We start from the raw sequence: 14078 nt of genomic DNA, 5'->3' as shown, positions 1-14078 counted from the left end.
TGTCTTCCTTCCGACTTCACCGCGCGGTGGCGATCGCCTTGGTCTCCAAGTACTCCTCGAAGCCGGCCAGGCCCATCTCACGGCCGACGCCCGACTGCTTGTATCCGCCGAACGGCATGTCGGCCGAGTACCAGACACCGCCGTTGATGTTGACCGTGCCCACCCGCATCCGTGCCGCGATCCGGTTGGCGCGCTCCTCGTCGGCGGAGAACACCGTTCCGCTCAACCCGTAAGGCGAGTCGTTGGCGATGCGCACGGCGTCGTCATCGCCGTCGTGGGCGATCACGGTCAGCACCGGGCCGAAGATCTCCTCACGGGCGACCCTCGCGGTGTTGTCCAGGCCGGCGATCACGGTTGGCTCGATGAAGTACCCGGTGTCGCGGTCCGCCGGGCGCCCGCCCCCGCACGCGAACCTGCCGCCCTGCTCGACGGCCGAGTCGAGGTAGCCCTGCACGCGATCACGCTGGCGGGCCGAGATCACGGGCCCGCAGATGGTTCCGGCGTCCTGCGGATCGCCCGGCTTCAGGCCGGCCATGGTCGCGGCGGCCGCCTCGACGGCTTCGTCGTAACGGGCGCGGGGCACCACAAGGCGCGTGGTGATCGCGCAGCCTTGACCGGCGTGCATCGACGCGGTGAACGCCGACATCGAGCAGGCGCCCGCCAGGTCCGCGTCGTCGAGCACCAGGAACGCCGACTTGCCGCCGAGTTCGAGGAACACCCGCTTGATGGTCGCCGCACCGTCGGCCATCACCGCACGCCCGGTGGCCGTCGATCCGGTGAACGAAACCATGTCCACCCGAGGGTCTTTGGACAGCAGCGCGCCGACGCCGTGGTCACTCGAGGTCACGATGTTGACCACGCCGGGCGGGATGTCGGTGTGCTCGGCGATCAGCTCGCCGATCGCCGCTGCACACCACGGCGTGTCCGGGGCAGGCTTGAGCACGACGGTGTTGCCCGCCGCCAGCGCAGGCCCGAGCTTGGCCAAGTTGATCTGGTGCGGAAAGTTCCACGGGGTGATGGCGCCCACGACGCCGACGGCCTCGCGGGCGATCCTGCGTTCGGTCTTTATTCCCATGGGCGAGGCGATGCCGAGATCGGTGACCCACTGGTACGACTCGGCGGTGTCGGCGCAGAAGCTCAGGTCCTCGACCGGCCCCTCGAGCTGGGCCGCCGAGGTCAGCATCCGCGGCGCACCGACTTCGGAAATCGTCAGGTCCCGCAACTCTTCCAAGTTGTCGCGCAGCACCTGCTGCAGCTGGCGGATGCAGCGCACCCGCAGCTCGGTGTCGGTCGACCAGTGTGTGTCGTCGAACGCGCGGCGGGCCGCCTCGATGGCGCGGCCCATGTCGTCGGTGGTCGCGTCGGCGGCGACGCCGAGCACCTCCTCGGTCGCCGGGTTGACGGTCTCAAACGAGCCCCCGCTGCCTGCGACGAGCTTGCCGTCGATGAGCAACTGACTCTCGCGGTTGGCCAGCACTGCCATGTGCGCTCCGTTCACCGAGGCTGGACAAGTGTCCGGTATCTTCGCCACGAACCTTAGCCGCTGTGCACAGCGCGTGGCAAGCACGCCGTCCTAAGCTCGGTACTTGCCTATCGGGACGACTGTCGGATAACTTGGACAAGTGTCCAGCGAACCGATGGTTGCGATCACAGGAGCCGTGCCCGCGGCTGCCGCTGAGACCCCCCGCAACCGTCGGCAGGAGGAAACCTTCCGCAGGGTTCTGACCGCGGGTCTGGACATGCTGCGGGAGTCCTCCTATGCCGACCTGACCGTGCGGGCGGTCGCGGCGCGGGCCAAGGTCGCATCCGCGACCGCGTATACGTACTTCTCCTCGAAGAACCATCTGATCGCCGAGATCTACCTCGACCTGATGCGCCAGGTGCCGTACTTCACCGACGTCAACGACAGTCGGCTGGTGCGCGTGGAGAAGGCCCTGCGCAGCATGGCGTTGATGGTGGCCGACGAACCGGAGGTCGCGGCCGCCTGCACGACGGCCCTGCTGAGCGGCAACGACCCGGCGGTGCGGACCGTGCGCGAGCGCATCGGCGCCGAGATCCACCGGCGAATCCGGTCGGCGCTGGGCCCTGACGCCGACGCGCGAACGTTGTCGGCCCTCGAGATGACCTACTTCGGCGCGCTGGTCAACGCGGGCAGCGGCGCCTTCACCTATCACCAGATCGCCGACCGCCTCAGCTACGTGGTGGGCCTCATCGTCGGAGATGACCGTTGACGTGCACTGACTTGACCCTGGACCCCTACGACTACGACTTCCACGAAGATCCGTATCCGTATTACAAGCGACTGCGCGACGAGGCCCCGCTGTATCGCAACGACGAGTTGGGCTTCTGGGCCTTGTCGCGCCACCAGGACGTGTTGCAGGGCTTCCGCAACAGCACCACCTTGTCGAACAAGTTCGGCGTGTCGCTGGATCCGGCCTCTCGCGGTCCGCACGCCTCCAAGACCATGTCGTTTCTGGCGATGGACGACCCGGCCCACTTGCGTCTGCGCACGCTGGTCTCCAAGGGGTTCACCCCGCGACGCATCCGGGAACTCGAACCGCGCGTCACCGAGATCGCGGTCCAACACCTCGACACCATGCTCGAGAAGTCGGCCGAGGGCACCGTCGACTATGTCGACGAGTTCGCGGGCAAGCTGCCGATGGACGTCATCTCGGAGTTGATGGGCGTGCCCCAGCAGGACCGCGCCCAGGTGCGGGCATGGGCCGACGGGGTCATGCACCGCGACGAAGGCGTGACCGACGTGCCGCCCGCGGCCGTCGAGGCGTCCATCAACCTGATCGTCTACTACCAGGAGATGGTCGCCGAGCGCCGCAAGAAGGCGACCGACGACCTGACCACGGCGCTGCTCGAGGCCGAGATCGACGGTGACCGCCTCACCGACGACGAGATCCTCGGCTTCATGTTCCTCATGGTGATCGCCGGCAACGAGACCACCACGAAACTGCTTGCCAACGCCGCATTCTGGGGCCACCAGAACCCCGACCAGCTGGCCCCGGTCTACGCCGATCTCGAGCGGGTGCCTTTGTGGGTCGAGGAAACGTTGCGCTACGACACCTCCAGCCAGATTCTCGCCCGCACGGTGGCCGGCGAGTTGACGCTCTACGACACCACCATCCCCGACGGTGATGTCGTCTTGCTGTTGCCCGGTTCGGCGCACCGCGACGAGCGGGTGTTCGCCGAGCCCGACGAGTTCGTCATCGGCCGCGAGATCGGTTCGAAGCTCATGAGTTTCGGCAGCGGCGCCCACTTCTGTCTCGGCGCCCACCTGGCGCGGATGGAGGCCAGGGTCGCGCTGACCGAGTTGTTCAAGCGAATCCGCGGATATGAAGTCGAGGCGGCCAACGCCGTCCGCGTCCACTCCAGCAACGTCCGCGGATTCGCTCACCTGCCGATCACCGTCCAGACCGTCTGAAAGCCGCACATGCCCCGCTTCGAACCCCTGCCCGAACGCCGGCCGGTCATCATCGCCGGCGCCTCGTCCGGTATCGGCGAGGCCACCGCGATCGACATGGCGGCGCGCGGCTTCCCGGTCGCGCTCGGTGCGCGCCGGGTCGAGAAGCTCACTGACCTGGTGGGCAAGATCAACGCCGACGGCGGCGAGGCAGTCGGGTTCCACCTCGACGTCACCGACCCCAACTCGGTGAAATCATTTGTGACGCAGTCGGTCGACGCACTCGGCGACATCGAGGTGCTGGTGGCCGGTGCGGGTGACACCTACTTCGGCAAGCTCGCCGAGATCGCAGGCGAGGAGTTCGATTCCCAGTTGCAGATCCACGTCGTCGGCGCCTTCCGATTGGCGGCCGCGGTGCTGCCCGGAATGCTCGAACGTCAGCGCGGCGATCTGATCTTCGTAGGCTCCGATGTGGCGTTGCGTCAGCGCCCCCACATGGGCGCCTACGGCGCGGCCAAGGCGGCGCTGGTGGCCATGGTCAACAACTTCCAGATGGAACTGGAAGGCACCGGTGTCCGCGCCTCGATCGTGCACCCCGGCCCGACCAGGACCGGCATGGGCTGGAGCCTGCCCGCCGAGAAGATCGGCCCGGCGCTGGAGGACTGGGCCAAGTGGGGCCAGGCCCGTCACGACTACTTCCTGCGGGCCTCCGATCTGGCACGCGCCATCACGTTCGTGGCCGAGACGCCGCGCGGCGGCTTCATCGCGAACATGGAGTTGCAACCCGAGGCCCCGTTAGCCGACCACAAAGACCGTCAGAAGCTCGAAGTCGACGAGAAAGCCCTGAACCAATGACCACAGCGATCGTGCCGAGAGTCTCCGGCGGCGAGGAAGAGCACGGACATCTCGAGGAATTCCGCACCGATCCGATCGGGTTGATGAACCGTGTCCGCGCCGAATGCGGTGATGTCGGCTGGTTCCAACTTGTCGACAAACACGTCATCCTGCTCTCCGGCGCCGAGGCCAACGAGTTCTTCTTCCGTTCCGCCGACGAGGATCTCGACCAGGCCGAGGCGTATCCGTTCATGACGCCGATCTTCGGCAAGGGGGTGGTGTTCGACGCCAGCCCCGAGCGGCGCAAGGAGATGCTGCACAACTCCGCGCTGCGCGGTGAGCACATGAAGGGCCACGCCGCCACCATCGAGGGCGAGGTCAAGAAGATGATCGCCGACTGGGGTGACGAAGGCGAGATCGAGCTGCTCGACTTCTTCGCTGAGCTGACGATCTACACCTCGACCGCGTGTCTGATCGGGTTGAAGTTTCGCGGGCAACTCGACCACCGCTTCGCCGAGTACTACCACCAGCTCGAGCGCGGCACCGACCCGCTGTGCTACGTCGACCCGTACCTGCCGATCGAGAGCTTCCGGCTGCGCGACGAGGCCCGGGTCAAACTCGTTGCGCTGGTACAAGAGATCATGGACCAGCGGCTGGCAGACCCGCCGAAGGACAAGGCCGACCGCGACATGCTCGACGTGCTGGTGTCGATCAAGGATGAGGAGGGCCAGCCGCGGTTCTCCGCCGACGAGGTCACCGGCATGTTCATCTCGCTCATGTTCGCCGGCCACCACACCAGCTCCGGAACGTCGGCGTGGACGCTGATCGAGCTGATCCGTCACCCTGACGTCTACGCCGAGGTGCAGGCCGAGCTCGATGACCTCTACGCCGACGGCCAGGAAGTCAGTTTCCATGCGCTGCGCCAGATTCCGAAGCTGGACAACGTCGTCAAGGAGACCCTGCGACTGCATCCGCCGCTGATCATCCTGATGCGCGTCGCGCAGGGCGAATTCGAGGTCAAGGGCTTTCCCATCCACAAGGGTGATTTCGTCGCCGCCTCGCCGGCGATCTCCAACCGCATCGCCGAGGACTTTCCGGATCCCGACGCGTTCAATCCGGATCGCTACAACAAGCCCGAACAGGCCGACGTCGTGAACCGGTGGACATGGATCCCGTTCGGCGCGGGCAGGCACCGTTGCGTCGGTGCGGCGTTCGCCCAGATGCAGATCAAGGCGATCTTCTCGGTCCTGTTGCGGGAGTACGAGTTCGAGATGGCCCAGCCCGCCGACTCCTACCGCAACGACCACTCGAAGATGGTGGTGCAGTTGCAGCGCCCGGCCAAGGCCCGTTACCGCAGGCGCAGCGAGTAATCCCATGGGTTGCTTCAGAAGCTTCAAAGTCACTGTCGACCTCGACCTCTGTCAGGGCCACGCCATGTGCGAGCTCGAGGCGCCCGACTACTTCACCGTGCCCAAGCGTGGCAAGGTCGAGATCATCGACTCCGAACCGCCCGACGATGCCCGCGACGAGATCCAGAACGCCGTCGACATGTGCCCCACCCAAGCGCTGGCCATCCGAGAAAAATAGGAGAGTAGACAATGCCGTCACTACCCCGCGAGGCGCTCGACGACTGGGTCGAGCGGTGGCTGGAGACAAACCGCGAATGTGAGCGCAACGGCGACTGGACGCCGTTGGCCGAGTTCTACACCGACGATGCGACCTACGGCTGGAACATCGGCCCGAAGGAAGATGTCATGTGCGTCGGTAAGGACCAAATCCGCGACGTCGCTCTAGGTTTGGAGATGGAGGGCCTGGAGAACTGGGTGTACGAGTACCAGAAGGTGCTCGTCGACGACAAGCAGGGCGAGATCGTCGGGTTCTGGAAGCAGATCGTCAACAAGTCCGACGGTACGTCCGATGAGATCTACGGCATCGGCGGCAGCTGGTTCCGGCTCAACGACCAGTTGTTGATCGAATGGCAGCGCGACTTCTTCGACTTCGGCCATGTGTCCTACATGTTCGGCAAACTGATCGAGTCGGGCGACCTGAGCGAGGGCATGCAGAAGCGCATCGAACGTTCGATGGCAGGCGAGAAGCTGCCCGGTTACTACCCGCTCGGCAAGGCCCCCTCGCCCATCTGGTGAAGGCACCCGGCCAAGCAGTTGATTGGGGTGGGGTGTGACGCACCTAACTACTGCCTCTAGTCTGTGGACACCAGCTTTAGTGGAAGGCACCTATCGATGAAGACAAAAGGCGCTCTCATCTGGGAGTTCAACCAACCGTGGTCGATCGAGGAGATCGAGATCGGAGACCCCGTCAAGGACGAGGTGAAGATCCAGATGGAAGCGTCGGGGATGTGCCACTCCGACCACCATCTGGTGACCGGCGGCATCCCGATGGCCGGCTTCCCGGTGCTGGGCGGACACGAGGGTGCGGGCATCGTCACCGAGGTCGGGCCCGGCGTGGAGGACCTCGCGCCCGGTGACCACGTGGTGCTGTCGTTCATCCCGTCCTGTGGCCGCTGCCCCTCGTGTCAGGCGGGCCTGCGCAATCTGTGCGACCTCGGCGCCGGGCTGCTGGGGGGCACGGCCGTCTCCGACGGCACCCACCGCATCCACGCCAAGGGCCAGCCGGTCTTTCCGATGACGCTGCTGGGCACCTTCTCGCCGTACATGGTGGTGCACAAGAGCTCGGTGGTGAAGATCGACCCGTCGATCCCGTTCGAGGTCGCCTGCCTGGTGGGTTGCGGCGTCACCACCGGCTATGGCTCGGCGGTGCGCAGCGGCGACGTCCGCCCCGGCGAGGACGTCGCGATCGTCGGTGTCGGAGGCGTGGGCATGGGTGCCCTGCAGGGCGCGGTCAACGCGGGCGCCCGCCGGATCTTCGCGATCGACCCGGTGGAGTGGAAGCGCGACCAGGCGCTGAAGTTCGGTGCCACCCACGTCTACCCGGACTTCGAGTCGGCGATGGCAGGCATCGGTGAGGTGACCTGGGGCCTGATGGCGCACAAGGTGATCGTCACGGTCGGCGAACTGCACGGCAAGGACGTCGACAACTACCTGAACCTCACCGCCAAAGGCGGCACCTGCGTGCTGACCGCGATCGGCGGCCTGCTCGACACCGAGGTGAATCTGAACCTGGCGATGCTCACACTGATGCAGAAGCGATTGCAGGGCACCATTTTCGGCGGTGGCAACCCGCACTACGACATCCCGCAGCTGCTGTCGATGTATCAGGCCCGCAAGCTGAACCTCGACGACATGGTCACGCGGCAGTACAAGCTGGAACAGATCAACGAGGGATATGCCGACATGCTCGAGGGCAGGAACATCCGCGGCGTCATCCGCTACACCGACGACGACCGGTAACACGCCGTGTCCGGCAAGAACGCAGAAACCGCCGAGAAGACACCGGCATTGGCCGCCTCACACAACTCGTGGCGTTGCGTGCACGCTCACGACAAGGAGGGCTGGCTGGCCCTGATGGCTGACGACGTCGTCATCGAGGATCCGATCGGGCAGTCCTTCACCAATCCCGACGGCACCGGCATCCGGGGCAAGGAGGCGGTGGCGGGGTTCTACGAGGCCAACATCGCGTCCAACGACTTGCAGATCACGTGCGAGGAGACGTTCCCGTCGAGTTCGCCCCATGAGGTGGCCCATATTCTGGTGCTGCGCAGCAAGTTCGACAGCGGCATGGTCAGCACCGTCCGTGGTGTCTTCAGCTACCAGACCAACGAGGCCGGTCTGCTGACGAACCTGCGTGGCTACTGGAACATGGACATGATGCAGTTCAGTGAAGCGGGCGCCGATTAGCGCACCGCGGAGCGGCCGCGGTGCGGTCGTCGTCGGCGGGACCCGCGGGGTCGGATTCGCGGTCGCCGAGCTGCTGGCCGAGCAGGGCACCGGTGTCGTCGTCAACGGCCGCGATCCGGCTGCGGTACGGCAGGCGGTACAGGCAATTCCGAACGCGTGCGGAATGGCGGGCTCCCCCGCCGACCCGGCGATCGCTGATGCGCTTGTCGACCGATGCGTCAGCGAGTTCGGTCACATCGACATCCTGGTCAACTGCGCCGGCACCGCCGAGCCCGCCGGATCGTCGATCCTGACCGTCACGTCCGCGCAGTTCCGCGACCTGCTCGACGCGCATCTCGGCACGGTCTTCGAGACCTGCCGGGCTGCGGCGCCCAAGATGGTGGCGCAGGGCGGCGGCGCCATCGTCAACACCAGTTCGTTCGCGTTCCTCGGCGACTACGGCGGCACCGGTTACCCGGCGGGCAAGGGCGCCGTCAACGGTCTCACCCTCGCGATCGCCGCCGAACTCAAGGAGCACGGGGTGCGCGCGAACGTCGTGTGCCCCGGCGCCAAGACGCGGCTCTCCACGGGTATCGACTACGAAGCGCACATCGTCGATCTGCACAGGCGCGGCCTGCTCGACGACGTCAGCATGCAGGGCGCACTCGACGCGGCTCCGCCCGAATACGTCGCGCCCACCTACGCCTACCTGGTCAGCGATGAAGCCAGGGACATCACCGGGCAGATCTTCATCGCCGCGGGTGGCTTCGTCGGGCGCTTCGAGCGGCCGACACCGGCGATCGTGGCCTATCGCGACCATCGGGACAATCCGCCGTGGTCGGGCGAGGAACTGCACGGGTTTATCCGCAGGGCCTGCGAGGGCGGCTGAGGCGTCGGTGGGTCCGGATATCATCGAACGTATGTTCGGATCGGAGTTCGGTTCCGTCGACCAAGCCGCGTTGATCGAGGTGATCGAAGCCGGCGCACGCGCCGAAGCGGCCGCGGCAGCTCGGCGATTGGCGGCCATCGCTGAGTTGACGGCGCGCCACACCGAACCCGACGACGACCGCCACACCTGGCTCGTCGACGGGTGGGCGTGCGCGGCCGCGGAGATCGCCGCGGCCCTGGGCATCGGCACCCGCGCCCGAGTCACCCTCCCCGCTTGCTCCGGCGGCCGCGGGGGCGGCGTGTGTGCTCGGCGGCGCGGTCATCCCTACCCCGCTGCTGGCTGAGCTCGTCAAAGGCGGCGTGACGGTGCGCACCGTGCACAACCCAGGTCCCGACGCGGGGCCCGGTTATCGGCTGTCGCCGCAGCGGGAACGCTTCGTCCGCATGCGCGACATGACGTGTCGCTTTCCCGGGCTGTGAGCGGCCTGCAGAGTACTGCGACGTGGACCACACCGTGCCCTACCCGGCCGGGTCCACACATCCGTCGAACACCAAATGCCTGTGCCGCCTCCATCATCTGCACACGCAGCTGTGGTCAGCCGAGCGCCGCTGCCAGCGCTTGTGTGTCGGGCAGGATCTGCTCCTCGACAACTTTGCCCCACACAATTCGGCCAATGTTGACGCCTCGATAAACAACTTGGCCATCACGAGTCGCGGCGTAGCGGGTGGCGACACGCGTTGACCACGGACCACCTTCGATAACCATGTCCTCTACATCAAAGCGGACACCGGGAAGGCGTCGAAAAAACTCGCGCAGCCATGCGCGTTCCGCATCGGCACCGTGAAGGTCGGCGGCCAACTCATGGTCGCCCAGGTATACAAACCGGACGTTGTCGGCGAGTGGGATCTCGTCGATGCGTTGGTCCGACAGCTTCGCCCAGAGCGCATATGCCTGCTTCCGCACAAACCACCGATAGATCATCGTTCGACCCTACGTCTTGGAAAGCGGGCGGTGAGCGAACTTCCATCACCCGAGCCAGGTAATCAGACACTCACGCCGGTTCTGGCAGTGATCACGCGGTTCTTCGACGAGAGTGTTATTCGGCCAGTCGATGCCACCATGTGCACAAGCCGCTACTGCACGCCAAATGAGCTTCGCCGAGCCCCACTGCTAAGGAGAAGCGACGGCGAAGAGCTGCCATTCGCCCGGCACGCCCTTGAGTTGGTGCGCACCGCGCTCCTCGAACTCGAGCCCGGAACCGATCACCAGATCGCGTAGCGTGCTGGACACCAGCACGTCGTTCGGTGCTGCCAGTGCGCTCACGCGCGCACCGATGTGGACGGCGATGCCACCGATGTCATCGCCCCGGACCTCGCACTCGCCGGTGTGCAATCCGGCGCGCACCTCGATGCCGAGCGCCTGCACCGCGTCGCGGATCGCCATGGCGCAGCGGATCGCTCGCTGCGGGCCATCGAACATCGCGAGGAAGCCGTCTCCCGATGTGTTCAACTCGCGCCCCCGAAAGCGGTTTAGTTGAACGCGCACGATGGCGTCGTGCGCATCGAGCAGCGCATGCCAGTCGCGGTCGCCCATCTCCGCCGCGCGGCGCGTCGAATCGACGATGTCGGTGAACAGCACCGTGGCCAGCACCCGATCGTCGGCCACGTCGGCCTGATGGCCGGTGAGGAACTCCGCGATCTCTTGAAACGACGCGCGCCACGGTTCCACGACGTGGTACCAGTTGCGGCCCGGCACCTCAACATATTTCGCGTCAGGTATGTGCTCAGCGATGTACTTGCCCTTCGCGGGCGGGACGATCACGCCGTCGGAGTGCTGGACGACGAGAGTCGGCACACGAATGGTCGGTAGGACCGCCCGCACGTCCATTTCCATCGCGAGAGGCCTCATTAGAGCTAGCGTCCTTGGGCTAGCCGCCAGGCGTTCCATCCGGGCAAAAGATGCCCGGATCTCCTCGTTCCACGGCATGTCCGGATTGAGCACATGTTGGACTTTCCCGCTGCCCCACAAGCGGACATTCGCAGCTTCGCTTTCGTCTTGAATGAGTGGGGTGCCACCCGCATCTGCGAAACCGTCGAGCACGACCAGCGCGGTGGTGCGAGACGGATGTGTCGCCGCGAACAGCGCCGCCGTCGCGAACGCGGCGTTCGACGCGATGAGAACCGCCTCGCGACTCCCGAGGTCGTCGAGCACCGCGGTGATGCTGTCGGCCCATTGCTCCAAGGTCGGCAGCGCCCCGGGCCAGACGGGATCGGACACTCCCGTACCCGGCTGGTCAAAGAAGATATACCGACCGAGCGACGTCATCGCCTCGACCCACCCCTGAATGGACGGTAGCTCCGGAAGAACCTCGCAGGACGAAAACCAGTTCGCGACGGACAAGATGTCGCGAGCACCTTCGGGTGACGCGCGATACGCGACGCGCAATTCACCGTTTAGCGCGTAACGCGTCTCCGAGAACATTGCGGAAGTCTAGTTCCCGGGGGAGCGCGTCGACAGACGCCACGCAGTTCAAAGAGGTCTGCTGAAGTGTAATTAGCGCAGTCGATGACATCATCTGTTGAAAACCTTCTGTGGCTGGCGAGATCAACAATCACCTGACGGGACCATCACCTGGACTGCACCGTCGGGTCGGACATACACCACCCATCCCGACGGCCGAATCCTGTTCCCGGACTGGGACACCACCACCGCTGCATTACCACGCGCCACAAGCCCATCCGAGCCATGCCACAAGACCCTCAAGATGCCGCGCCGACGCCGCCCACGCGCCACCGACTACGCCGCACGAATCAAGTCCGAACGCGCACTGAACGCCGCCCAACAGCCGGCGATCGATACCAACGCACAGACCAGACCTCCGCCCTCCCAGGGTGTTTCGGCTTCTCCCGACGGTATCCGGGCCAGCAGCACAGGCGGCACCGCCGGCGACCCGACGCCCTTCTCAACCGCGCGCGTCGAGCCAGCCACGGCGCTCACTATGCTCGGTGCCATGGCGACCGTCTTCACCAAGATCATCAACGGCGAGATCCCCGGGCGATTCGTATACGAGGACGACGACATCGTCGCCTTCCTGACGATCGCTCCCATCACCCAGGGCCACACGCTGGTGGTACCGCGCGCCGAGATCGACAACTGGCAGGACGTCGAACCCGCGCAGTTCGGCCGGGTCATGGAGGTCTCACAACTGATCGGCAAGGCGGTGTCCCAGGCGTTCGATGTCGAGCGGGCCGGTGTCATCATCGCCGGGCTCGAGGTGCCACATCTGCACGTGCACGTCTTCCCGGCCCGCGAGTTGTCCGACTTCGGCTTCGCCAACGCCGACCCGAACCCCGAGCCGAAGTCGCTGGACGAGGCACAGGCCAAGATCAAGGAGGCACTGGCCGACATCACCGGTCGCTGAACGCCTCCAACGTCAGCGCCGAGTTCATGAAGTCGCGGAAGTAGAGCCACCGCCCGTCGCGCATCGTGATGATGTGGGCGAATTCCGACTCCCATTCGTGACCGGTCTGCAGCCGCCGGAATCGTTGGCGGCCCCACGCCGCGAGTTCGTCACCCTCGGCGATGAATTTCCACACCTGCATGTCGACGATCTGGATGGTGGATCCGACCGCCGTGAAGAACCGCTTGGCCTCCTCGATGCCCCGGTAGTCGCCTGCGTAGGGAATCGCCGGCGTTCCGTAGTAGGTGATGCGGATCTCGGGGTCGAGGTAGGTCAACGCGGTGGCGAGATCGCCGGCGGGCACCGCCTCGTAGATGGCTGTGGTGGCGTTGATGTTTCGGGTGGCGCATGCGGTCGTCATCGCGACAGCCTCAGCGGCAGCCGGACGTAACCGTGCGTGAGCAGACTCGCCGTCTGCTTCACCCCGGGATCGTCGACGAGTTCGATGGACTCATAGCGATCCAGCACCCCGTTGAGGACCGCGACGGCCTCCAGTCGCGCAAGGGGACCACCGAGGCAGAAGTGCACACCATGGCCCATCGTCAGGTGTTGCCGCACATTCGGTCTGTCCAGCCGGAAGCGGCCGGGTTCGGCGAACACCGCGGGATCCCGGTTGGCGGCCCCGAAGAACAGTGCCACCCACTCTCCCTCCCGGATCACAGACCGACCGACCTCGACATCGCGGGTGGCGATGCGGAAGAGCCGTTGCGGAGGACCGTTGAGCCGCATCTCTTCTTCGATAAAGGCGTTGAGCAGGGAGCGATCGTTGCGCAACAGCGCAGTGACCTCTGGCTCCCGCGCCAGCGCGCGCAGCAGATTGCCGATCAGGTAGGTGGTGGTCTCCGTGCCTGCGACCACGAGCGTGACGCAGAACCGCACGATCTCCTCGGCGGTGAGGCGCTGACCGTCGACCTCGGCACGCAGCAGCGCCGAGATCAAGTCCTCGGCGTCCTCCACGTCGCCCTCCGTCCGCTGCGCGACCCGAACACTGTGCTCGGCCAGCCGCTCGCTGAACGCCGAAACCATCTCCTGGTTGCTGCTCATCCGCTCTTCGGGAGTCATCGCCGACGACAACATGAAGGCGTTGGCCCAGCGCCGGAATCGGACATGGTCGCCGTCCGGCAGGCCCAGCAGTCGCACCATCGCCCTCGCCGGGACCTCGGCGGCGAACCCCATGACGTCGACCTCGCCGTCGCCCAGGTCGTCGAGCAGGGTGGGCACCAGCCCGTCCAGCCAGCCGCCCAGACGCTTGATCCGTCGCGGAGAGAACGCCTGGCTCAACAGTTTCCGCTGACCGGTGTGAGCCGGCGGGTCGGTGTTCACCAGCATCAGGCTCGGCGCCGACGACGCTTCCTGAATGGGGTCCCGCGAGGAGAACGTCTCGTGGTCGCGGGTGGCGGCGAAGACCTGGTGGTAGCCGAACAACGCCCACGCCGTCACGGGCTCGTCGGCGCCGGGCACTGTTCCTGGCGGCCAGTCGCGATAGCCCGCGACCGGCGAGTCGGCGCGCAGGGCGTCGTAGAGCGGATAAGGGTCGGCGACGCCGAGGGGCGTCGTCAGCAGGTCCAGCGCATCCGATGTGGTGGAGGTCATGACAATGATCCTTCGCCGCCGCCGAATGTAGGTCGATCCTCCGACGGGGGTCAATTGCGCGACCAAAAGGGTGTATCGGGATCACCGCGACCGATT

General features: G+C 65.8%; 16 protein-coding genes. 11 read left to right on the top strand and 5 right to left on the bottom strand.

Annotated features, from left to right (window positions below):
* Nucleotides 1–16: 16 nt before the first annotated feature.
* On the bottom strand, nucleotides 17–1483 hold the full coding sequence (locus K3G64_RS12245; protein WP_238950123.1) for an aldehyde dehydrogenase: 1467 nt from the start codon (nucleotides 1481–1483) through the stop codon (nucleotides 17–19).
* A 154-nt stretch (nucleotides 1484–1637) separates the two neighbouring features.
* Between K3G64_RS12245 and K3G64_RS12240 the strand changes: the two genes are divergently transcribed.
* From K3G64_RS12240 to K3G64_RS12195, 10 genes are all read left to right on the top strand, one after another.
* On the top strand, nucleotides 1638–2231 hold the full coding sequence (locus K3G64_RS12240) for a TetR family transcriptional regulator (RefSeq protein ID WP_370647190.1): 594 nt from the start codon (nucleotides 1638–1640) through the stop codon (nucleotides 2229–2231).
* A complete protein-coding gene (locus tag K3G64_RS12235) occupies nucleotides 2228–3433 on the top strand; it encodes a cytochrome P450 (RefSeq protein WP_238950121.1) in 1206 nt (401 codons plus the stop codon). The genes K3G64_RS12240 and K3G64_RS12235 overlap by 4 nt, the downstream gene beginning before the upstream one ends.
* Nucleotides 3434–3442: 9 nt before the next feature.
* Nucleotides 3443–4267 carry an SDR family oxidoreductase gene (locus K3G64_RS12230; protein WP_238950120.1) on the top strand — a complete coding sequence of 275 codons (825 nt, stop codon included), beginning with the start codon at nucleotides 3443–3445 and terminating at the stop codon, nucleotides 4265–4267.
* Nucleotides 4264–5616, top strand: coding sequence for a cytochrome P450 (locus tag K3G64_RS12225; protein ID WP_238950119.1), 1353 nt, complete (start codon nucleotides 4264–4266; stop codon nucleotides 5614–5616). Before K3G64_RS12230 ends, K3G64_RS12225 begins: the two co-directional genes overlap by 4 nt.
* A gap of 4 nt (nucleotides 5617–5620) precedes the next feature.
* The gene (locus K3G64_RS12220) at nucleotides 5621–5833 is read left to right on the top strand and encodes a ferredoxin (protein WP_238950118.1); all 213 of its coding nucleotides are present in this window, start codon (nucleotides 5621–5623) and stop codon (nucleotides 5831–5833) included.
* A gap of 11 nt (nucleotides 5834–5844) precedes the next feature.
* The gene (locus tag K3G64_RS12215) at nucleotides 5845–6390 is read left to right on the top strand and encodes a nuclear transport factor 2 family protein (protein WP_238950117.1); all 546 of its coding nucleotides are present in this window, start codon (nucleotides 5845–5847) and stop codon (nucleotides 6388–6390) included.
* Nucleotides 6391–6486: 96 nt separating this feature from the next.
* On the top strand, nucleotides 6487–7614 hold the full coding sequence (locus K3G64_RS12210) for an NDMA-dependent alcohol dehydrogenase (RefSeq protein ID WP_238950116.1): 1128 nt from the start codon (nucleotides 6487–6489) through the stop codon (nucleotides 7612–7614).
* 6 nt (nucleotides 7615–7620) lie between these two features.
* Entirely contained in the window at nucleotides 7621–8061 is a 441-nt protein-coding gene (locus tag K3G64_RS12205) for a nuclear transport factor 2 family protein (RefSeq protein ID WP_238950114.1), read from the top strand.
* Complete coding sequence (locus K3G64_RS12200; protein ID WP_238950112.1) at nucleotides 8042–8929, top strand: SDR family NAD(P)-dependent oxidoreductase; 888 nt, start codon at nucleotides 8042–8044, stop codon at nucleotides 8927–8929. The genes K3G64_RS12205 and K3G64_RS12200 overlap by 20 nt, the downstream gene beginning before the upstream one ends.
* A 31-nt stretch (nucleotides 8930–8960) precedes the next feature.
* Nucleotides 8961–9272, top strand: coding sequence for a DUF222 domain-containing protein (locus K3G64_RS12195; RefSeq protein ID WP_238950111.1), 312 nt, complete (start codon nucleotides 8961–8963; stop codon nucleotides 9270–9272).
* 251 nt (nucleotides 9273–9523) lie between these two features.
* Here the strand turns inward: K3G64_RS12195 and K3G64_RS12190 are convergent, their stop codons facing one another.
* Nucleotides 9524–9910: a nuclear transport factor 2 family protein gene (locus K3G64_RS12190; protein ID WP_238950110.1), complete on the bottom strand. Its 387-nt coding sequence runs from the start codon at nucleotides 9908–9910 to the stop codon at nucleotides 9524–9526.
* Between the two features lie 189 nt (nucleotides 9911–10099).
* The gene (locus K3G64_RS12185) at nucleotides 10100–11410 is read right to left on the bottom strand and encodes an adenylate/guanylate cyclase domain-containing protein (RefSeq protein ID WP_238950109.1); all 1311 of its coding nucleotides are present in this window, start codon (nucleotides 11408–11410) and stop codon (nucleotides 10100–10102) included.
* A gap of 529 nt (nucleotides 11411–11939) precedes the next feature.
* Here K3G64_RS12185 and K3G64_RS12180 point away from each other — a divergent pair.
* Nucleotides 11940–12350 carry an HIT family protein gene (locus K3G64_RS12180; RefSeq protein ID WP_238950108.1) on the top strand — a complete coding sequence of 137 codons (411 nt, stop codon included), beginning with the start codon at nucleotides 11940–11942 and terminating at the stop codon, nucleotides 12348–12350.
* Here the strand turns inward: K3G64_RS12180 and K3G64_RS12175 are convergent.
* Both K3G64_RS12175 and K3G64_RS12170 read right to left on the bottom strand, forming a co-directional pair.
* Nucleotides 12337–12750: a nuclear transport factor 2 family protein gene (locus K3G64_RS12175; protein WP_238950107.1), complete on the bottom strand. Its 414-nt coding sequence runs from the start codon at nucleotides 12748–12750 to the stop codon at nucleotides 12337–12339. The genes K3G64_RS12180 and K3G64_RS12175 overlap by 14 nt on opposite strands.
* Entirely contained in the window at nucleotides 12747–13982 is a 1236-nt protein-coding gene (locus tag K3G64_RS12170; protein WP_238950106.1) for a cytochrome P450, read from the bottom strand. The genes K3G64_RS12175 and K3G64_RS12170 overlap by 4 nt, the downstream gene beginning before the upstream one ends.
* Nucleotides 13983–14078 lie beyond the last annotated feature (96 nt).

Source organism: Mycobacterium sp. IDR2000157661, assembly GCF_022317005.1.
Classification (GTDB): domain Bacteria; phylum Actinomycetota; class Actinomycetes; order Mycobacteriales; family Mycobacteriaceae; genus Mycobacterium.
The sequence above is the reverse complement of the archived record's forward strand: the minus strand, read 5'-3'. Positions and strand labels throughout refer to the sequence as shown.

Excerpts from the sequence above, each read along its gene's own strand:
- K3G64_RS12185 (WP_238950109.1), bottom strand. The coding sequence starts at position 11,410 with ATGTTCTCGGAGACGCGTTACGCGCTAAACGGTGAATTGCGCGTCGCG.
- K3G64_RS12180 (WP_238950108.1), top strand. The coding sequence starts at position 11,940 with ATGGCGACCGTCTTCACCAAGATCATCAACGGCGAGATCCCCGGGCGA.
- K3G64_RS12190 (WP_238950110.1), bottom strand. The coding sequence starts at position 9,910 with ATGATCTATCGGTGGTTTGTGCGGAAGCAGGCATATGCGCTCTGGGCG.
- K3G64_RS12230 (WP_238950120.1), top strand. The coding sequence starts at position 3,443 with ATGCCCCGCTTCGAACCCCTGCCCGAACGCCGGCCGGTCATCATCGCC.
- K3G64_RS12170 (WP_238950106.1), bottom strand. The coding sequence starts at position 13,982 with ATGACCTCCACCACATCGGATGCGCTGGACCTGCTGACGACGCCCCTC.
- K3G64_RS12215 (WP_238950117.1), top strand. The coding sequence starts at position 5,845 with ATGCCGTCACTACCCCGCGAGGCGCTCGACGACTGGGTCGAGCGGTGG.
- K3G64_RS12220 (WP_238950118.1), top strand. The coding sequence starts at position 5,621 with ATGGGTTGCTTCAGAAGCTTCAAAGTCACTGTCGACCTCGACCTCTGT.
- K3G64_RS12245 (WP_238950123.1), bottom strand. The coding sequence starts at position 1,483 with ATGGCAGTGCTGGCCAACCGCGAGAGTCAGTTGCTCATCGACGGCAAG.
- K3G64_RS12195 (WP_238950111.1), top strand. The coding sequence starts at position 8,961 with ATGTTCGGATCGGAGTTCGGTTCCGTCGACCAAGCCGCGTTGATCGAG.
- K3G64_RS12225 (WP_238950119.1), top strand. The coding sequence starts at position 4,264 with ATGACCACAGCGATCGTGCCGAGAGTCTCCGGCGGCGAGGAAGAGCAC.
- K3G64_RS12240 (WP_370647190.1), top strand. The coding sequence starts at position 1,638 with ATGGTTGCGATCACAGGAGCCGTGCCCGCGGCTGCCGCTGAGACCCCC.
- K3G64_RS12210 (WP_238950116.1), top strand. The coding sequence starts at position 6,487 with ATGAAGACAAAAGGCGCTCTCATCTGGGAGTTCAACCAACCGTGGTCG.
- K3G64_RS12175 (WP_238950107.1), bottom strand. The coding sequence starts at position 12,750 with ATGACGACCGCATGCGCCACCCGAAACATCAACGCCACCACAGCCATC.